Origin of the sequence: Peptoanaerobacter stomatis, assembly GCF_000238095.2 — a bacterium.
Taxonomy (GTDB): domain Bacteria; phylum Bacillota; class Clostridia; order Peptostreptococcales; family Filifactoraceae; genus Peptoanaerobacter; species Peptoanaerobacter stomatis_A.
This window is the reverse complement of sequence record NZ_JH815225.1, coordinates 769,878-790,145: the sequence shown is the minus strand read 5'-3', so window position 1 is coordinate 790,145 and position 20,268 is coordinate 769,878. Positions and strand designations below refer to the sequence as shown.

General features: G+C 29.9%; 14 protein-coding genes. 11 read left to right on the top strand and 3 right to left on the bottom strand.

The annotated features are described in order from the left end of the window. The first annotated feature begins 113 nt into the window (after nucleotides 1–113). The 4 genes from HMPREF9630_RS03300 (at nucleotide 114) to HMPREF9630_RS03285 (ending at nucleotide 6,852) form a co-directional block, all read left to right on the top strand. On the top strand, nucleotides 114–2,513 hold the full coding sequence (locus HMPREF9630_RS03300) for a glycogen/starch/alpha-glucan phosphorylase (protein WP_009527113.1): 2,400 nt from the start codon (nucleotides 114–116) through the stop codon (nucleotides 2,511–2,513). A 199-nt stretch (nucleotides 2,514–2,712) separates the two neighbouring features. Then, a complete protein-coding gene (locus HMPREF9630_RS03295) occupies nucleotides 2,713–4,455 on the top strand; it encodes a glycoside hydrolase family 13 protein (RefSeq protein WP_009527112.1) in 1,743 nt (580 codons plus the stop codon). Nucleotides 4,456–4,659: 204 nt separating this feature from the next. Continuing rightward, nucleotides 4,660–6,459: an LTA synthase family protein gene (locus HMPREF9630_RS03290; RefSeq protein ID WP_009527111.1), complete on the top strand. Its 1,800-nt coding sequence runs from the start codon at nucleotides 4,660–4,662 to the stop codon at nucleotides 6,457–6,459. Between the two features lie 213 nt (nucleotides 6,460–6,672). Beyond that, on the top strand, nucleotides 6,673–6,852 hold the full coding sequence (locus HMPREF9630_RS03285; protein WP_009531367.1) for a hypothetical protein: 180 nt from the start codon (nucleotides 6,673–6,675) through the stop codon (nucleotides 6,850–6,852). 212 nt (nucleotides 6,853–7,064) lie between these two features. Here HMPREF9630_RS03285 and HMPREF9630_RS03280 read toward each other — a convergent pair whose 3' ends face one another. From HMPREF9630_RS03280 to HMPREF9630_RS03270, 3 genes are all read right to left on the bottom strand, one after another. Further along, entirely contained in the window at nucleotides 7,065–8,375 is a 1,311-nt protein-coding gene (locus HMPREF9630_RS03280) for a GntP family permease (protein ID WP_009527110.1), read from the bottom strand. Nucleotides 8,376–8,654: 279 nt separating this feature from the next. Beyond that, nucleotides 8,655–9,797 (bottom strand): acyl-CoA dehydrogenase family protein, encoded by a 1,143-nt coding sequence (locus HMPREF9630_RS03275; protein WP_009527109.1) that lies wholly within the window; start codon nucleotides 9,795–9,797, stop codon nucleotides 8,655–8,657. Nucleotides 9,798–10,342: 545 nt separating this feature from the next. Then, nucleotides 10,343–11,119: an enoyl-CoA hydratase-related protein gene (locus HMPREF9630_RS03270; RefSeq protein ID WP_009527108.1), complete on the bottom strand. Its 777-nt coding sequence runs from the start codon at nucleotides 11,117–11,119 to the stop codon at nucleotides 10,343–10,345. A gap of 432 nt (nucleotides 11,120–11,551) precedes the next feature. Between HMPREF9630_RS03270 and HMPREF9630_RS03265 the strand changes: the two genes are divergently transcribed. The 7 genes from HMPREF9630_RS03265 to HMPREF9630_RS03235 all read left to right on the top strand — a co-directional run bounded on the left by HMPREF9630_RS03265 (nucleotide 11,552) and on the right by HMPREF9630_RS03235 (nucleotide 20,177). Continuing rightward, nucleotides 11,552–12,310, top strand: coding sequence for a DeoR/GlpR family DNA-binding transcription regulator (locus HMPREF9630_RS03265; protein ID WP_009527107.1), 759 nt, complete (start codon nucleotides 11,552–11,554; stop codon nucleotides 12,308–12,310). Between the two features lie 118 nt (nucleotides 12,311–12,428). Beyond that, nucleotides 12,429–12,923 (top strand): FAD-binding protein, encoded by a 495-nt coding sequence (locus HMPREF9630_RS03260; RefSeq protein WP_009527106.1) that lies wholly within the window; start codon nucleotides 12,429–12,431, stop codon nucleotides 12,921–12,923. 255 nt (nucleotides 12,924–13,178) lie between these two features. Continuing rightward, on the top strand, nucleotides 13,179–14,291 hold the full coding sequence (gene mnmA / locus HMPREF9630_RS03255; RefSeq protein ID WP_009527105.1) for a tRNA 2-thiouridine(34) synthase MnmA: 1,113 nt from the start codon (nucleotides 13,179–13,181) through the stop codon (nucleotides 14,289–14,291). A 31-nt stretch (nucleotides 14,292–14,322) separates the two neighbouring features. Beyond that, the gene (locus HMPREF9630_RS03250) at nucleotides 14,323–15,072 is read left to right on the top strand and encodes an NADPH-dependent oxidoreductase (RefSeq protein WP_009527104.1); all 750 of its coding nucleotides are present in this window, start codon (nucleotides 14,323–14,325) and stop codon (nucleotides 15,070–15,072) included. A 118-nt stretch (nucleotides 15,073–15,190) separates the two neighbouring features. After that, nucleotides 15,191–17,689 (top strand): ATP-dependent Clp protease ATP-binding subunit, encoded by a 2,499-nt coding sequence (locus HMPREF9630_RS03245; RefSeq protein ID WP_009527103.1) that lies wholly within the window; start codon nucleotides 15,191–15,193, stop codon nucleotides 17,687–17,689. Further along, nucleotides 17,689–19,104, top strand: coding sequence for a DNA repair protein RadA (gene radA, locus HMPREF9630_RS03240; RefSeq protein ID WP_009527102.1), 1,416 nt, complete (start codon nucleotides 17,689–17,691; stop codon nucleotides 19,102–19,104). Before HMPREF9630_RS03245 ends, radA begins: the two co-directional genes overlap by 1 nt. Continuing rightward, nucleotides 19,098–20,177, top strand: coding sequence for a PIN/TRAM domain-containing protein (locus HMPREF9630_RS03235; protein WP_009527101.1), 1,080 nt, complete (start codon nucleotides 19,098–19,100; stop codon nucleotides 20,175–20,177). The genes radA and HMPREF9630_RS03235 overlap by 7 nt, the downstream gene beginning before the upstream one ends. The last annotated feature ends 91 nt before the right edge of the window (nucleotides 20,178–20,268 follow it).

Below are 20,268 nucleotides of genomic sequence, written 5' to 3'. Positions count from 1 at the left end.
AAACTTTAAATTTACTTCAAAAAAGATGAGACAATAAAAAAATAGATTGCATTTTGAACAAAAAACTACTACAATATAGAGTGGTTTTTATTTATTTTTTATGGGGAGGGTTTATGCAAATCGATAAGGAACAATTCAAAAAAGATTTAGCAGAACAAATTCAAAAAGATTATTCACAGTCTATAGACACAGTTTCAACAGGAGAAATATATCAATCTCTTGCTAAAACCATAAGATATTATATATCTGGGGATTGGATAAAATGTAAAGATAAAGTGAGAGATAATCTTGAAAAACAAGTGTATTATTTTTCAATGGAGTTTATGATAGGTCGTCTTTTGAAAGAAACACTTTTAAAAACTGGAATGCTTGAAGATGTAACAGATGTATTAAAAGATTTTGGATTTAAACTTGAAGATATATTAGAGTCTGAAAGAGAACCTGGACTTGGAAATGGAGGTCTTGGTCGTCTTGCAGCGTGTTTTATGGATTCTTGTGCCTGTCTTGGAATACCTGGTAATGGAAATGGTATAAGATATAATTACGGTATGTTTGAGCAGAGATTTAGCGACGGCAATCAAGTAGAGTGGCCTGATGATTGGCTTAGAAACAAAAATCCGTGGGAAATAAGAAAAGAAAATAGAAAAGAAGTAGTTAAATTTGGCGGAACTGTCAGAATGGATGCCAATTTAAAACCTATACACGAAGGATATGAAATAATTCATGCAGTACCGTATGATATGCCTATAATAGGAAACGATGATAAGACTATAAATACTCTTAGGCTTTGGTCAGCAGAGTTAATCTTGGAAGATAGTGAATTAAATTCAGTAGAATATTCAAAATTGGAAGCGAAAAAAATAGAGATACAAAAGATAACTAATGTTCTTTATCCTGATGATTCTACAGATGAAGGTAAACTGTTGAGATTAAAACAGGAATATTTCTTTGTATCAGCAGGATTACAAAGTATAATGAAAGATTTTAAAAAATTAAAGCTTTCTATATCTGAATTTCCAAACAAAGTTGCAGTTCATATAAATGATACTCATCCTGCACTTTGTATACCTGAGCTTATAAGAATATTGCTTGATGAAGAGCATCTTGAATGGGAAGAAGCAATAGAGATTACAAGAGCTACTATGAGTTATACAAATCATACAATAATGCAAGAAGCGCTTGAAAAATGGCCGGCGCATTTCTTGAAAAATCTGCTTCCAAGAATATATATGATATTGGAAGAACTGGATAGAAGATTTAATGATAAATATTCAAGCAGTTTGACAGAAGAGCAATTAAGAAATACTTCAATAATAAGAGACGGTTATGTAAGAATGGCGAACCTATCAGTAATAATGTCACATTCTACAAATGGGGTTGCAAAGCTTCATACAGACTTGTTAAAAACAGAAGTTATGAAGGATCTAAATTTCTTATTCCCTGACAGGTTTAACAATAAGACTAACGGTATATCATACAGAAGATGGATAGAATCTTGCAATCCTACATTGAGCAGTTTGATAGATGAAACAATAGGCAAAGAATGGAGAAAAAATCCTCTTGAATTAGCAAAACTCAATGATTATAAAGACGATTCTACAATGCTTGACAAAATAGAGAGAGTAAAAAATATAAATAAAGAAAATTTCTCTAATTATATGAAACAAAGATATGATTTTGATATAGATCCTAAATCTATTTATGATGTTCAAATAAAAAGATTTCATGAGTATAAGAGACAGTTTTTAAATGCACTTCACATATTATATCTTTATCATAAAATATTAAGAGAACCTGATTATAAAATGCAACCTGTTACTTTTATATTCGGAGGTAAAGCCGCATCTTCATATTACAGGGCAAAGAAAGTTATTAAATTTATAAATTCTTTGGCATATCATATAAATACGGATCCGAGAGTAAAAGGCAGAATAAAAATATATTTGATACCGAATTATAATGTATCTTTGGCAGAACGTATAATACCTGCTACAAATATAAGTGAACAAATATCTACAGCAACAAAAGAAGCATCAGGTACATCAAATATGAAATTTATGCTTAACGGAGCGATAACATTGGCTACACTTGACGGTGCAAATATTGAGATAAAAGATCAGGTAGGCGATGATAATATTATGATATTCGGTCTTAATAAAGAAGAAGTGCTTGATTATCAATCAAATCATAATTATAATGCGTCTGATATATATCAAAATGATCAAGATATAAAAATGGTAGTAGATTCTCTTGTAAACGGATTTTTACCTAAGCTCGGTTATGACGGCATAGATTTATATGATTCACTGTTGAAAGAAAATGACAGATATTATGTATTGAAAGATTTCCATTCATATAAAGAAGCATCTGCGAAACTTAGATGTATGTACAAAGACAGGAAAAAATGGAATAAAATGTCTATAATAAATACAGCAAATGCAGGAATATTCTCATCAGATGAAACTATTAAGAGATACGCAAAAGAAATATGGAATGTTAACGGAGATTTTTAATAAATTCTATTTTTAAAAAATTCTTAAATTTTTTATTTGGTAAGAAAAAAATTATATTATATTAAATGCAAATAAGTGGCAGATTTTCAAATTAAGCAGGTATAAATTCAAAGCACCCTAAATTATCGGGTGCTTGATTTTTTTATGATTTATGTATAAAATATAACCTGTATAAATTTTTTTAGAATAGGAGAAGTGTATGTATTATAATAGCCTTGATGAACAATACAAATGTCCTGTAGGCGCAGTAAAGTTAGGTGAAAAAATAGAGTTTTTCATAGAATCTCCGGATACTTTGGAGGCGTATTTAGTTATAAAAAGAGATGATATGCCATATGTATCCATTCCTATGCAAAAAGCTGAAAAGAATGGAAAATTCGGTTTTAAAACTGAATTTGTTCCGAATGAAGCTATGCTTTATTTTTACCATTTTCAAATAAATGAACCAAGAGAAACAAGAATTATACAAAAAAATTATGATATAGACTATCAATTAACTGTATATGAAGATTTTACAGTACCAAAGTGGTATAAAAACGCAATAATATATCAGATATTTCCTGACAGATTTTACAATCCTTTCAAGACGCCGATAGCATATAAGCCTAACAGCTTCATATATGCTACTTGGAAAGACAAACCGATGAATATTATAAATGAAAAAAAAGAGCTTGTAAGGCAAGATTTTTATGGTGGAAATTTATATGGAGTTATTGAAAAATTGGATTATTTAAAATTATTGGGGATAGATGTAATATATTTTAATCCGATATTTGAATCAAACTCCAACCATAAATATAATACAAAAGATTATCACAAGATAGATTCTATGCTTGGAGATGAAGAAACCTTTAAAAAACTTATAGCAGAAGCTAAAAAAAGAGATATAGAAATAATATTGGATGGAGTTTTCAACCATACGGGAGATGACAGCGAATATTTTATATCTGCCAAAAAAGATAAGAGTTCACCGTATTATAGCTGGTATTATTTTAAAGAGTATCCGAATGTATATGAAAGTTGGTGGGGTTTTAATACACTACCAAAGGTAAATTGTATGGACGAATCTTATCAAAATTTCATTATGGGCGAGGGAAATTCCGTTTTAAATCATTGGACATCTCTTGGAGTAAAAGGTTGGAGATTAGATGTGGTAGATGAGCTTGACGGTTCATTTGTAGAAAAATTTAAAGCCAATATGAGAAAAGTGGATCAAGAATCCGTACTTATTGGCGAAGTATGGGAGGATGCGTCAAATAAGACTGCATATTCACAGCGTAAGAAATATTTTATGGGACATCAATTAGATTCAGTTATGGGATATCCTTTTAAAGAAAATGTGCAAAATTTCCTAAACGGTAATATAAACGGTTATCAAATAGCTGAGAATTTTAAAACTCTTTGGGAAAATTATCCGAGAGAGGCGTTTTATTCCAATATGAATCTCATATCTACTCATGATACGCCAAGGTGCATAAATGTGCTGAACTTTGATAAAATTAATTTTAAATCAGCAGTAACAGTTCAAATGACATTTGCAGGAGTACCACATATATATTATGCGGATGAAGTTGGTGAAACAGGACAGATGTGTCCTGATAACAGGCGAGGTTTTCCTTGGGGAGAAGAAAACGAAGAAATACTCAATTTTTACAAACAATTAATAAGTTTAAGAAAAAATAATAATATTTTGGTAGACGGAGAGATTGAGTTTTTCTACTTGAATGATGATGTATTTTCATATAAAAGATATTTCAAAGACGATCCTGAAAAAGTAGTATATGTAATGATTATGAGAAAAAACACATTATTGTCATTAGAATTAAAACCGATGACTGTTTTTGAATATTTTTCAGGTGAAACTATCAAATGTGGTTACGGTACATTGAACCACAATTTTGATAAAGGCTGTTATATAGTATCAACATATCCGCTAAATTAAAAGGAACACAGTTTGTTTTCAAATAAATCATTTTTATTATAGCAAAGTTTAATTATGCAGTTTACCGAACTTGTCACCTTGGTAGACTGTATGATTCCATATATGAAATTTATAAACATTATACGAGGTCTATTGTAAAAAATGCCATAATATTACAATACAAAAAGGTATTGTAAGAAATACATAGACAAGGGAGTTAAAAATATGTATGTTATATATGTTTTGATTGCATCAATTACTATGTCTTTTATATATGAGTATTCAGGGCTCAACGGCATAGGAGCAAAAAATATGTTGCTTTCGTTTTTACTGTTTTTATTTATCAATATTCTTGTATCAAATCCAAATAAAAAGTATAAAAGAAATATAGTAATATTTTCATTTATACCTGTATTACTTGCTATATGTAATGTAACTAAAGTCAGATTTCAGCTTGCGGAGATAAGTTTTTTTGATGTTAAGCTCGCTAAAGCCGCAGGAGATATAGCGGGACTGTTTTTAGATAAAATACCTTATACCAAAATAGCTTTAATTTTGGTTGTTTATGTAATATTTGTCATATTAAGCAAGAAATATGTTGATATAATAGATTTTTTTAAGATGAAATACACTTTGGAAGAGCAAAATGATATTGATGATAAATTATTTGACATTGATAGACTATTCCGTTTGAAATATATAAAAATTTTTCCTCTTATTTTTATAATTTCTTTTTTTACATTTACAAGTGAAATTTCTTCAGCATTATCCACTTCAAGTTTCGGTAATTTACTGATATCAGGCAAGATATTGACACAGACGTATTTAAGAAAATATGAAAATGAAGAACAGGCTATAAAAAGAATTATAAAAACGGCAAAAAAAGAAGAGTTGGCTAAAATTGACATAAATGACAGATTATTGAAAGATTATCCGTTTAATAAGCAAAATAATATGGACGTTGTAATAATTCAATCCGAAACTTTTTTTGATTTACCTAAATATCAGGATAAACTTGAAAAAAACGGTATTGTTGTTCATGACGAGCATATAAGTGATAATTTGCATTATTATCAAAATAACGGCATATCCGGAATAATGCACACACCGACAGTCGGTGGCGGTACTGTAAATACAGAATATGAAGTGATGACAGGATATGGGGCAAGATATTTTGCAAGAGGAAGTATAGTGTTCACATCAATATTGGAAAAACAGACTAATTCTTTGGCATATTTTTTAAAAGATTATGTAGGAAATATGAAAACCATAGGTATACACAATCATAATGCCGACTATTGGGACAGAGATAGAGTGTACCCTCTTTTAGGAATAGATAAATTTATAGACATAACTATGTTTACTAAAGAAGAACAAGATGATTTGGTAGGAGCGTGGATGTCAGATAAAACAATATTTGATATGACAAGAAGACAGCTTGAAGAAAATCCTAATACAAATAATTTCATCTTATCTGTAACAGTGCAAAATCACGGACCGTTTTTGGGTAAAAAAGGTGAAGATATTGAAGTAGATAATTTAAGTGAACATGATGGCTGGGAAATAAGAAATTTTGTATCTAATTTAAAATATTCAGATGAACAGTTGAAAATATTTATGGATTATATAGATAGCAGACAAAAGCCTACAATAGTTATTTTTTATGGAGATCACAAACCCGATCCTAACTATGATATATTTAAAAATTCAAAATATTATACTGAAAATGACAGACAAAATATGTTCAACACGGATTATTTTATATATTTCAACAATGCGGTGCAAGATGAAAAACTGACTTCGCTCAAAGGTATACATCAGGATATATCGGCAGCGGCACTCAACAGATATATACAGATATTGCTTGGTGATACATCGCCTGTATCAATGTATATGTACAACTATACAAAAGATCCTGTAAATTACTTCAATAAAGACGTTATTACAGGCATAAAAGACAACACATATAGAGATATAACAACTAATTTTGTTAATGCTTTTATAGATTATAAAGATTTTGATTAATATTGATACTAACACCTAATAGAATAATGAAAAATCATAACAATTATTTTTTTAAATAAACTATGTATATTAATGTTATATAATTATACAATTTATTCATAATTTTATTAGAAAATGTAATAAATGTCCTTACAAAAAAGGGGCTGTTGCAAAATATAGGCAATAGAAAAAGCACGTAAGAAATAGCGTGCTTTTTTATGGTATAATGTAATTATGAGAAAACAAATACCACTTACAGAGTATATCATAGCACCAAATATAATGCAACTAAGATTAAACCTAAATATAGAACAATACATACAAGATGATGGAAAAGTACAGATAGTCCAAAACATAGTAGAAAGGATGAATATACAAGAAATATTGGTTCTTTGTCAATATAGGAGACTGTAAAAAATTTTGTGTATGGATATTCCTAAACATAGAGAAATTTTGTATAAAAATAGAGACTGTTGCTATGATTTTCATCATTATGCAACAGCCCCTTTAAACAGAATTTATTAGAAAAATACAATATATTATATTTTTTATTTCATAGTTTTATTATATAAGATAACATGTTTTTGTTTTGTTAGATTATATATTAAACTCTTGACTGATAAATATTATAATCCCATTGAACATATAGGTATAACTATGAACAACGCAAGTATAGGTATCAGTATTTGAGTTACGAATATATCCAAATAACCTTCTTTATGTGTTAAGTGGCATAGGTTAAGCAATGTTATTTGTGCGCCTTGGTGAGGAAGGGTATCAAGTGTACCGGCTGCTATAACACCAATTCTATGAACATATTCAAGGTTAACGTGCATAACTTTGAAAGTGTCGGAAAGAGCTTGGAAAGCTATAGTAAGACCGCCTGATGCTGAGCCAACAGCTCCTGCACATATTGCAACAGCTATAGCCACGAAAATAAGCGGAGGCATATTCCAGCTAAGAACATTTTCTACAAGGCTTTTAAAACCGGAAGTTTCTTTTACAACTCCACCAAAACCTACAACCAATGCAGTATTCATTATTGCATTTACACCATTTAATCCGCCTTTGTTAAGAGGATTAATTAATCTTTCAAGGCCTACTCCCGGTAAATATTTTCCGAATAATATAAGTGCTAAAATTGTTCCTAAAAGAACGGAAGTTTCTACTTGGAATATATCAGGCCATATATTAAATGTTAAAACTATAACTAATATAGGTAATAATGATAGTATAAAGTTTGGTAACTTATCTGTGCTCATATCAACATCTTCTGATTCAGGAAGAGGTGTTAGAGTCGGATCATTAAAAAATTGACCTTTTTTCTTTGTGTAAGCTGTTCTGTATTCTAACCAGATTATTATTGCTGCCAATTCAAAAATAGTTGCAACGATACCTGGAATTAAAGCTGCAGACATAGGTGTACCCAAAACTCTTGAAGAAATTACGTTTTGTATAGATGGTGAAGCAGGAGCAATCATAGAGAATGTCCAACATCCTGCTGAAATAGCACCTGGAAGTATTTTTCTTGAAATGTTGTTTTCTTGGAACAAGTGTAAAGCTATAGGATATATTACAAAGAATACAACGAATCCGCTTATACCACCAAAAGTTAAAAGACCTGTTATTATTGTAATTATAGAAGCTGTAAACTTACCTCTACTCATTTTTACAATACCTAATGCTACTGATTTGGCAGCGCCTGTACTTTCATATATGGCACCAAATAATGCGCCTAAGAAAAATACAAAGAAAAAGCTCTTAACATAAGCGCTTGATGCTTCCATAAACGGACCGAGCATAGTTTGATAAACAGGTAGACCTGCTAACACAGCGACGATTATACTAACTAAGGGACCCATTATTAGAGCGCTTATACCTTTGAATGCCAAAACAGTAAATAGAACTATAGCTAATACAAGAACAAGTATATCCATAAAGATATCTCCCTTCATTTATTAGAATAAAAACATTACTGAAAATATTTTTTATATAAAATTTTTATTTTGATAAACGGTCTATTTTTAGAGATAAAAAATCCGTATTTAAATCATACCGTGCAATACATAAAAATCTTTAAAATCTATATTATGTAAAATTAATCGAATAGCAAAAATTAAAAAAATATTTTATGTATATAGCAAAATAAAAATTTTCTTTTATAAAAAATAGCTGTCTAATTGTGATATTTTACAAATAGACAGCCGAATACTTGATTATCTGAATATACCACCACTTATAATTAGTTGTTGTATTTCGTTAGTTCCTTCATATATTTGAGTTATTTTTGCATCTCTCATCATACGCTCTACATGATAACCTTTCATATAACCGTTTCCGCCCATAAATTGTACACATTCTGTAGTTACATGCATAGCAGCGTTTGTGCACAAGTATTTAGCCATAGCAGCAGATTCTCCATAAGGAGCGCCTGTATCTTTATCGGTAGCAGCTTTGTATAACATTAATTTTGCAGCTTCTATTTTCATTTTTAATTCAGCCATTTTGAAAGCTAAATATTGGTTTTTAAATATAGGTTTTCCAAATTGTTCTCTTGTTTTCATGTATTCTACTGCAGTATCAAAAGCACCTTCTGCTATACCAAGCCCTTGAGCAGCAACTCCTATACGTCCGCCATCCAATGCTTTCATAGCTAATTTGAAGCCTTGTCCTGTAGGAGCTATCATTGCCGATTCAGGTACACGGCAATTATCGAATATAAGTTCTGATACTTGCGCTTGACGAATACCCATTTTATCTTCTATGCGTCCTACGCTGAAACCTGGGGTTCCTTTTTTTACTACAAAGCAAGCTAAACCTTTTGCTTTCAATTCAGGCTCAGTAAGAGCAAAAACAGCAGAATAATCGGCTAAAGGACCGTTTGTATTGAAACATTTAAGTCCATTTAAAACATATCCGTCGCCATCTTTTGTAGCAGTAGTTACACAACCTCCTGCATCACTTCCTGCATTCGGTTCAGTAAGACCGAATGAACCCCATGCTTTTCCTTGTAATACATCAGGTAAAAATTCTTTCTTTTGAGCATCAGTTGCATTGGAGTTCATAACAGATCCGCCATATAAAGATGTGGAAACGGAATATGATATTCCAAGAGACGCATCAACTTTTGAAATTTCTTCTACAGCTATTGCATATGACAGATAATCTTCTCCTTGACCACCAAATTCTTTAGGATATGGTAGACCTATAAGTCCCATAGCTCCCATTTCTTTGTAAAGTTCAGTAGGATACTCGCCTTTGTTATCTCTTTCAACTACTGTCGGAAGCAGTCTTTCTTGAGCAAATTTTCTTACTTTAGCTTGAAGTTCAAGTTGTTTTTCATTTAAACGAAAATCCATTATAAATCTCCTTTCAAAAATAAAAATTATAGCTTAATAAAAAATAAAATGACATATTTTATACAGATGTACAGTCATTAAAAACTGTATATTAAGTGAAGTGGTATAATAATAATTATAAAAGCATCCGACAAAAATGAAAAATTGTAAATTGTTCACATCATATGTAATGAAAAAAATATGAACCTTATTTACTGTAATAAAATAATAATACTTTTTTTTGTTTATGTCAATCTATTTTTGGTTATATTTTAAAAAACCAAAAATAGATTGAAATATTAATGGATATATCAATTTTCATTAAAAGTTGTATGGATAACTTATGAGTATATTAGTATTAAATTTATAATATATATTCTTTTATATCAAATTTAAATTTAATATTGGTATTATTTTAAAATGAATTTAATTATTTGTGAAATTGCATAACATTAAAATTGATATAAAAAAAGGTTATTTTATAACGTTTCTGTTATAAAATAACCTTTGATAAACTATGGTATTATAAAAACTACGGGATTAATTTTTATCTTCTATAGTATTATTTAAAAATCAGTTAAATTAGCTTTTCTTTTTTCTAAGAATGCAGTCATTCCTTCTTTTTTGTCATTAGTAGCAAATGTTAAACCGAAACCTGTAGCTTCAAGTACAAGTGCTGAATCTAAATCAGTATCTGCGCCTCTTTCTATCAATTGTTTAGCGATAGATACGGCAAGACTTCCGTTTTTGATTATTCTTTGTGCCATTTTTTTGCAGTAGTCTAATAACTCGGCTTGAGGAACAACTTTGTTTGCAAGACCTATTCTATATGCTTCTTGAGCATCTATTTTATCGCAAGTAAATACAAGTTCTTTAGCTCTACCTTTTCCAACAAGTCTTGTTAATCTTTGAGTTCCACCGAAACCGGGGATTATTCCCAAACTTGTTTCCGGTTGTCCGAATATTGCATTTTCAGAAGCAACTCTTATATCGCAAGCCATTGATATTTCGCAACCACCACCTAGAGCATATCCGTTTACAGCTGCTATTACAACTTGAGGGATTTGTTCCAATCTTGAAAATGCTTCTTTAGCCAATAAGCTGAAAGTTCTTCCTTGTGCGGCATCGCCATTTACCATTTCGGATATATCGGCACCGGCTACAAATGATTTTTCTCCGGAACCTGTCAATATAACTACTTTTATATCTTTTCTTTTTCCTATTTCAGCAAATAACTCATTTATTTCACTTAAAGTTTCTGTGTTAAGTGCATTGAGTGCTTTAGGTCTGTTAATTGTAACAACAGCTATTTCATCTTCTACTTGCATTAATAGATTGTTCATAATATATTATCCTCCTAAATAGTAAAGTATTAAAAAAATGTTAATCGATTGCCTATTATTTTTACACCACTTTCACTATATTTAATATTAAAACTAAAATAGGCAAAAGTCAAGAAGTTTTATTATCTATTTTTAAAAATATGCTAAAATACTTATATTTCATATGAATAATAGAGTTGTATAAGTAAAAAATATATGAAAAATATATAATTTTGAGTAAGTTTTTATAAAAAGCATTTTATAATATGATAAAATATTGATAATGATTTTAAAATATGATATATTGATTGATAGTCAATATATTTTGGTATATAATATTTTAATGTAAGATAAAAAACGTATAAATTTATATATAATTTGTGAGAGATAAGTATCTATAATATGTATATATAAATAATTTTATTTAAAATAAAAATGGAGTCGAATAATATAATGAAAAATATCAGATTGGCTAAAATGGAAAAACTGATTTTAGAAAGAAGAATAATGAGCTTGAAGGAATTGCAAGAAGAATTTGGAATATCAATGAATACTATAAGGAGAGATATAAACGAGCTCATTGAAAACGGTAATATAAAAAAGGTTTATGGCGGAGTTGAATATTGTGAATCTGAAGTTGAGTTTTCAGATTTTCTGGAAAGATGCGTAAGAGATAAAGATTTTAAAGAATTAATTGGAAGAAAAGCATCCAGATTTGTAGAAGATAATGACATAATATTTGTAGATTCCGGAACTACAGCTATGAACATAATATACTATCTATGTGACAAGAAAAATGTAACTATAATAACGAATAATCTTAGTGTTGTTATAGAGGCAAGTCGAAAAGAAAATATAAATCTGATAGCTTTAGGAGGAGAAGTAAACAAAAGAACTTTTTCTTTTGCCGGTAAAGATTCTTTAAATTTTTTGAAAGATATAAATATAACGAAAGCCTTTATGGCTGCTACAGGTATAAGTGTAAAAAACGGTGCAACAAACTCAGTATATGAGGAAAGAGATATAAAATCAAAGGTTGTTGATAAGGCTGAAAAAGTGTTTATGCTTGTAGATCATACAAAGTTTGACAAACATTCGCTTTTTACTTATTGTGAATTAGATGATATAGATTGTATAATAACTGATAAGGCACCTGAAAAATACAAAAAATTTGCTAAAGAACATAATATAAAGTTAGTTGAGTGCGTATAATTATGATAAAATTGGGAAATTTGAAGTAGTTATCAATATGTTTGTTGTTTTATAAATTGTCCATTTTGATATAAATTGAAAAATATAGATGAGTCTGATTATATTAAAGAGGTGAGATATGAGCGTATTGGAACTCATGACGGATTATAATACTGATAGAAATTATATATTATTCGAAGAAGATGAAGGAAAAAAGGAAATAATAAGAATATTTAAAGGTTTATTTGAAAAAGCTGAAAGTGTTAAAAATAGTGAAATGCTTGAAAATGCAGATATAATTGTAGCTTTTGGAAGGGGATATCATCCTGAAAAAGGCATAGAAGATATAAAAGATATTGCGGATAAACTTGGAGCTCAATACGCAGGTACAAGACCTGTACAAGATATGAATATAATTAGTTCTGATAGAGTTTTGGGTAAAACGGCTTTATCTGCGAATCCTAAAATATATATAGGTTTCGGTGTATCTGGTGCTGTACAACATTTGGGGAGTGTTAAGGCACAAGAAATAATAGCTATAAATAACAATAAAAATTCTGCGATATTCAGACATGCTAAATATGCTATATTGGGAGATGCAAGAGAAGTGGCAAAGTTTATAAACAACATTTAGATTTTTTTACGTGGTATTTTTTGTGTTATTTATTACAAAACTAACGATTTTTTAGTCTTTTAGAAAAATCTAAACGATATACAGTATACAGTTTTTTATAATAAAAAAATAATATTACAAAAAGATACTTTCTTTAATAGATTATTAACTATTACTTAAATCTTCATGAAACTATTTTAAGTTTTAGTAATTTTAGATAAAATATGTTATAATTATGAACTATGCGATTATAAAAATAGATAAAGGTGATTACAGGTGGCAAAAAAAGTTATCTTAGGAATGAGCGGAGGAGTTGATTCTTCTGTAAGTGCGGTCATATTGAAAGAGCAAGGATATGACGTTACCGGAATATTTATGAAAAATTGGGATGAAAAAGATGATGAGGGAATATGTACTGCCAAGGAAGATTATGATGATGTCAGAAAAGTAGCTGACAGTATAGGAATAGATTATTATACAGTTAATTTTGAAAAACAATATTGGGATCAAGTTTTTACTTATTTTTTGGATGAGTATAAAAAAGGCAGGACCCCTAATCCTGATGTTATGTGTAATCAAGAAATAAAGTTTAAGGCGTTTTTGGACTATGCTCTTAAATTAGATGCGGATTATATAGCTATGGGGCATTATGCAAGAGTTGAGGAAAAAAATAATGATTTTTATTTGAAACGTGGTGTTGATAACTCTAAAGATCAAACATATTTTTTATCAAGAATAGGTCAAAAAGCGTTATCAAAAACTATATTTCCTATTGGAGATATCGAAAAATCAAAAGTTAGAGAAATAGCTAAAGAGCATAATCTTGCTACTGCTCTAAAAAAAGATTCTACTGGTGTTTGTTTTATTGGAGAAAGAAATTTTGATAAGTTTTTAGATAAATATCTGCTTTCAAAAAAAGGAGATATAATAGATATAGATTCAAACAAGAAAATAGGCACACATAACGGTATCATACATTACACACTTGGACAGAGAAAAGGTCTTGGAATAGGTGGAGTTGGAAATGGTAAACCTTGGTTTGTGGCGGGCAAAAATCTAAAAGAAAATATAGTTTATGTAGCTCAGGGAGAAGAGCATGAAGCGTTGTTTACAAAATCCATGATAGGTGAAAATCCGTTTTGGATACTTGAAAAGGAGCCGATATTTCCTCTTAAATGCACTGCTAAATTCAGATATAGACAATCTGATATACCTGTAAGTGTATATAAGCTTGATAATGGGAATTTAAAGGTTGAATATGATTTTAAAGTTAAGGCGGTTACTCCTGGTCAAGTTGCTGTGTTTTATGATGAAGAATACTGTTTAGGTTCTTGTATAATAAAAGATTTAGAGCCGTTAAATGACAAATATAGATATTTAAATATGTAGTAATTTATATTGTTTAAGGAAGTGGATTATTATGAATTCAACATTAAAAAGTCAATTAGAGCATAGAACAATAAGGAAATTTACAGACGAAAAAATAGATAAAGAGATAATGGATAGTTTGTTTGCTGTAGCTGTTAGATCGGCGAGTGGTAACGGGTTATACAGTTATTCTATGATACATGTAAAAGATGATGATAAGAAATCAAAAATAGCTGAAATATGCAATCAACCTTATGTTAAAAATAATAGCGACCTTATAATATTTGTGGTTGATATGTACAGGAATTCTAAAATTGCAAAAGAAAACGGCTTAGATGATGTTGGAAATGACATGGATAGTTTTATTCAAGGTGTAAGCGATGCTCTTATAGCAGCTCAAAGTATGGTTGTTGCGGCAGAATCACTTGGTATAGGAACGGTATATTTTGGGAGTATACTAAAAGATATAAAAGGTGTAAGCGAAATACTTAATTTGCCGAAGCTAACATTTCCTATAATAGGTTTAGGGCTTGGTTATAAAAATCATGAACCTGCATTAAAACCGAGACTTCCAAGACATATGCAGGTATTTGAAGATGAATATAAAAAATTTGATAATTATACAGCGACTATAAAGACTTTTGATGAAGAGATGAATGAGTATATAGATCTTAGGGATACCACAAAAACCGTTGGAAAATTTACTACACAGGTTGTTAATAAATTAAAAAATTCGCTTGGAAGAAATAGAAATATGATAGATGAAATAAAAACAAGGGGATTCGACATGGATATTGTTTAAATTATTAATTTGCTAACATACTTAAAAATTGATAACAAGCTATTAAATGTCATTATCTGTTTGAGGTTGTAAATGATATATTAACGGCTTGCTATTATTTTAAAGAAATTTATAAAGGATGATAAAAATAGAAACATTTACTCAATTTAGTAGAAGATTGTTGAATTTAGCTGCTCAAGAGGCGAGCAAATTAGGTCATAATACAGTTGACAGTGAGCATATTTTGATAGCTATAAGCAGACAAGAAAAATCTCTTGTAGGTAGAATATTATCAGAACATAATTTATATACGGACGATATAGTGCAAAAAGTATTGGAAAAAAATGAAAAAGGTGTTGTTCCGAGTAATGTTTTAATATATGCAAGCGATATAAAAGATATATTTGAAGAATCAATTTCCATTGCAAATTCTCTATCATTTGATTTTGTGGGTTTAGAACATGTACTTATAGCTATACTTGGGAAAAAAAGTATTGCAACAGATATATTGAACAATAATGGTATATATCAAGATGAATTGATAGATGAGATAATAATAGCTAAAAAAGAATTTGATAATATAAAACAAAAAGTAAAAGACATATCTGAGTATAATGAGGTTCAAGAAGATTATGGAAGAAACATATATAAAAAACCTCCTAAAATAGGTAGAGTTTTGAACAGATATGCGACAGATATAACCAATAATGCTGAAAATGGAGAATTGAACATAGTTGTAGAAAGAGAAGAAGATATAGAAAGAATAACTCACATATTGGCAAGAAGAAACAAGAATAATCCTGTTTTGGTAGGCGAAGCGGGAGTTGGAAAGACATCTGTAATATATGCAATAGCACAAAATATAGTTTCAAAAAAGGCTCCAAATATTTTAAGAAATAAGCGTATATTTCAACTAAATATGCCTCTTGTTGTATCAGGAAGTAAGTATAAAGGTGAGTTAGAAGAAAGAATCAGAAATATAATTGAAGAAGTAAGTAGCAGTGAAGATATTATTTTGTTTATAGATAATTTTCACAGTATTGCGATTTTAAGTAATCAAGAGAACACATCAGAAGCAGGCAATATGATTAAAAATGCTCTTGCAGAAGGTAAGTTGCAAATAATAGGGGTTACAAGTACAGCGGAGTATAAAAGATATATAGAAAAAGATGATGTTATAAAAAGAAGAATACAAGTAGTTCAAATAAAAGAGCCGTCAGAAGAAAAAGCTATAAAGATGTTAATGGCTGTGAAACAAAATTATGAGAGCTATCATGATGTGAGGATAGAACAAGATGCTATAGAATTGGCTGTAAAATTGTCTAAAAGATATATTTCTTCTATGTATCTTCCTGATAAGGCTATAGATATAATAGATGAGGCATCTGCGAAATTAAAATTGGCAAGAAATGAAGACTATTATGAAATAGATGAAGTCTTAAAAAATATAAAAGATGCAAAATTCAGGATAGCCAAAGAAGTTAGAGAAAATAACATACAAAATGTTTCTGTTATAAGAGATGAAATATTAGAATTAGATAGTATTATGTCATCTATATCTGATGAAAGACTTAAAGTATATAATGAAAAGAAAAATTTGACCAAAAGAGACATAGAGAGCGTTGTGAGCTCTATAACAGGAATACCTCTTGAAAAACTTACAAAAACGCAAGAAGATAAGCTGCTCGATATGAGAAAAAATATATCAAAATATGTAATAGGTCAAGATGAGGCTGTGTTAAGCGTAACAAGAGCAATACAAAGAGCAAGAACCGGGCTGAAAGATCCTAAAAAACCTATAGGCTCATTCATATTTTTAGGACCTACAGGCGTGGGAAAGACACAGCTTGCAAAAACTTTGGCAAGAGAGCTTTTTGATGATGAAGATGCTATGATAAGAGTTGATATGAGCGAATACATGGAGAAGTTTGATGTAAGTAAAGTCATAGGATCTCCTCCTGGATATATAGGTTACTCTGAAGGTGGACAGCTAACTGAAAAAGTTAAAAAGAAACCGTATTGTGTACTATTATTTGATGAAATAGAAAAGGCACACCCTGATATATTCGATTTGCTTTTGCAGGTTCTGGACGAGGGACATTTAACAGATTCTCAAGGCAGAAAAGTTGATTTTAAAAATTCAATAATAATAATGACATCAAATATAGGAGCGTCAGCTGTAAAAAAACAAAATAATTTCGGATTTTCAAACCAAACTTTTGAAAAAATAAACGATGATTTATATAAAAACTTGGAGAAGTCATTTATATCAGAACTAAAAAAACATTTTAAACCTGAGTTTATAAACAGAGTTGATGAGATAGTGGTATTCAGACAACTTGGTAAAAACGACATATTTAAAATAGCCGGAATAATGATAGAAAAACTTCAAGAAAGGTTGAAAGATAGAGGAATACATTTGATTATACAAGACAGCGCCATAGAGACTATTTCAAAAGATGGATATAATTTGGAATATGGTGCAAGACCTCTATTGCGTACGATACAAAAGCTGTTGGAAAATGAAATTGCTCAAAAAATATTATTGGAAGAAATAAAAGATAATTCGTTTGTAAATGTAATAGGAAATGAAGACAGTCTCAGCTTTGAAATAATAAACGAAGATTGCGAGGAATGATGGCAAAATTAAAGACAAAATACACTTGTGAGAATTGTGGATATGAAACATCAAAATGGTGGGGAGTATGTCCGAGCTGTTCTACAGCGGGCACATTGAAAGAGGAAGTATATACACAAAAAAGTAAAACTATAGAAAAACAAGTAGAATTGATTATGCTTGGAGAAGATGTTTCTCCTATAAAACTCAGTGAGGTTAAAGGACAAGAATATGTCAGGTTTTCTACCGGTATAAAAGAATTTGACAGAGTTTTGGGAGGCGGCATAGTCAGTGGTTCACTTGTGCTCATAGGAGGAGACCCGGGGATAGGGAAATCAACCATACTGTTACAGTTGACGAACAATATAAGTGATAGAAAAAATGTACTTTATGTATCAGCAGAAGAATCGTTGGAGCAAATTAAACTGAGAGCGGACAGGATATTTGAAAAAGAAGCTGATTTGCTCATAATTGCGCAAACAAATTTGGAAATTATTGAAAAACAAATATTGGAAATAAAGCCGGATGTTATAATAATAGATTCAATACAAACCATATCATCAACAACTCTTGATTCTTTACCTGGTTCAGTGTCTCAGGTAAAAGATATAGCTAATAGACTCATGAAGATATGTAAAAAAGAAAACATCTGTTGTTTTATAGTAGGACATGTAACTAAAGACGGTGCTATAGCCGGACCGAGAGTCTTGGAGCATTTAGTAGATACAGTTTTATATTTTGAAGGAGAAAAATATAATTCATATAGAATGATAAGGGCTGTAAAAAACAGATTTGGTTCAACTAACGAATTAGGTGTATTTGAGATGACGGATAGAGGGCTTGTAGAAGTAGATAATCCGTCAAGGATATTGTTGTCTGAAAATGATTCTAATGAAGCTGGTACGGCTATTGTCAGTTGTGTAGAAGGGACAAGACCGATGTTGGTTGAAATACAGTCTCTTGTTATATCTACCAACTTTCCTTCACCACGGAGAACAGGGACAGGAATAGATTATAACAGATTAAATATGCTGCTTGCAGTTTTGGAAAAACATGCAGGTATTTTGATACAAAACTATGATGTATATGTCAATTTGACAGGCGGTATAAAACTGAATGAACCTTTTATAGATTTGGGCGTGATAATCGCTATTGCATCAAGTTATTATAATGTTCCTGTAAAAAAATTGCTTGCTATATGTGGAGAGGTAGGACTTACAGGTGAAATAAGAAATGTAAGTTTTGTTCAAAACAGGATAAATGAAGCTGAAAAATTAGGGTTTGAAGAAATACTTGTACCATACTCAAATTTAAAAGATATAAAATTAAAAGGAAATAAAATAAAGGTTACAGGAGTAAAAAATATAAAGCAAGCGCTTGATTATTCTATATCAAATATAAAAAAAGTAAAAAAAGGAGGTGAAAATAAATGGTAAAAAAAGCGATAAGATGGTTTATAGGAGTAGGTGGAGGTTCAGTAGGACTTTTAATATATTTTTTAATGTACAATATACTTGAGACTCTAAAACCTGATTATATGTCAAAATCTATATTTGACGTAGCTATGCTGACAACATTATTTATTTTATTTGGAATTATATTTTATTTTATAGCACCTTTTTTGATTAAAAAAAGTCAGCAAATAGCAAACTATATACAAAACGAAGTATCTAAAATACCGCTTCCGGAAATGGTAACTATAATATTGGGTTTTATAGTCAGTATAGTAATAGCTTATTTTGTTACAAGCCCTATAAAAGCAATACCTTTTGTGGGGATTCCGCTCACAATAGCGATATATATTTTTCTTGGATATATAGGAAGTAACATAGGTAGAATAAAAAAAGATGAAATAGCTAAATATATTCATAGTAAGAGAATAATCTCAAGAGAAAAAACTAATAAAAAAACTGTTAATGCCATGCCTAAGATATTGGACACAAGTGTTATAATAGACGGTAGAATAGCTGACATAATAGACACCGGATTTATTGAAGGTAAGGTTATAATACCTACTTTTGTATTGGAGGAATTAAGACATATAGCTGATTCAGCAGACGATTTAAAAAGAGTAAAAGGAAGACGAGGCTTAGACATAATAAATGAAATTCAAAATAAATCTAATGTTACAGTAGAAGTTAATGAAACTAAATTTGACGTTGAATATGAAGTAGATATTAAATTGTTGAAATTGGCAGAAAAATTAGGAGGCTCAGTAGTTACTAACGATTATAATTTGAATAAAGTTGCTCAAATACAAAATGTAAAAGTATTAAATATAAACGAATTATCTAATGCAGTTAAACCGCAACTTATATCAGGTGAGCAGATAAATGTGCAAATAGTAAAAGAAGGAAAAGAGAATTCTCAAGGAGTAGCATATTTAGATGATGGGACTATGATAGTTGTAGAAAATGGTAAAAAGTTTATAGGTTCTTACATAGAAGTTGAAGTTACGTCAGTATTACAAACTCCTGCGGGAAGAATGATATTTGCGAAAACTAAATAGATTATAAAATAAGAGGTGTTTTTTATAAACACCTTATTTTATATATAAGTTTTTTCAAAAAAACTTTAAATATTATATAATTATACTACTA

Excerpts from the sequence above, each read along its gene's own strand:
- HMPREF9630_RS03245 (WP_009527103.1), top strand. The coding sequence starts at position 15,191 with ATGATAAAAATAGAAACATTTACTCAATTTAGTAGAAGATTGTTGAAT.
- HMPREF9630_RS03250 (WP_009527104.1), top strand. The coding sequence starts at position 14,323 with ATGAATTCAACATTAAAAAGTCAATTAGAGCATAGAACAATAAGGAAA.
- HMPREF9630_RS03280 (WP_009527110.1), bottom strand. The coding sequence starts at position 8,375 with ATGGATATACTTGTTCTTGTATTAGCTATAGTTCTATTTACTGTTTTG.
- HMPREF9630_RS03290 (WP_009527111.1), top strand. The coding sequence starts at position 4,660 with ATGTATGTTATATATGTTTTGATTGCATCAATTACTATGTCTTTTATA.
- HMPREF9630_RS03270 (WP_009527108.1), bottom strand. The coding sequence starts at position 11,119 with ATGAACAATCTATTAATGCAAGTAGAAGATGAAATAGCTGTTGTTACA.
- HMPREF9630_RS03285 (WP_009531367.1), top strand. The coding sequence starts at position 6,673 with ATGAGAAAACAAATACCACTTACAGAGTATATCATAGCACCAAATATA.
- HMPREF9630_RS03260 (WP_009527106.1), top strand. The coding sequence starts at position 12,429 with ATGAGCGTATTGGAACTCATGACGGATTATAATACTGATAGAAATTAT.
- HMPREF9630_RS03275 (WP_009527109.1), bottom strand. The coding sequence starts at position 9,797 with ATGGATTTTCGTTTAAATGAAAAACAACTTGAACTTCAAGCTAAAGTA.
- HMPREF9630_RS03300 (WP_009527113.1), top strand. The coding sequence starts at position 114 with ATGCAAATCGATAAGGAACAATTCAAAAAAGATTTAGCAGAACAAATT.
- HMPREF9630_RS03295 (WP_009527112.1), top strand. The coding sequence starts at position 2,713 with ATGTATTATAATAGCCTTGATGAACAATACAAATGTCCTGTAGGCGCA.
- radA (WP_009527102.1), top strand. The coding sequence starts at position 17,689 with ATGGCAAAATTAAAGACAAAATACACTTGTGAGAATTGTGGATATGAA.
- HMPREF9630_RS03235 (WP_009527101.1), top strand. The coding sequence starts at position 19,098 with ATGGTAAAAAAAGCGATAAGATGGTTTATAGGAGTAGGTGGAGGTTCA.
- HMPREF9630_RS03265 (WP_009527107.1), top strand. The coding sequence starts at position 11,552 with ATGAAAAATATCAGATTGGCTAAAATGGAAAAACTGATTTTAGAAAGA.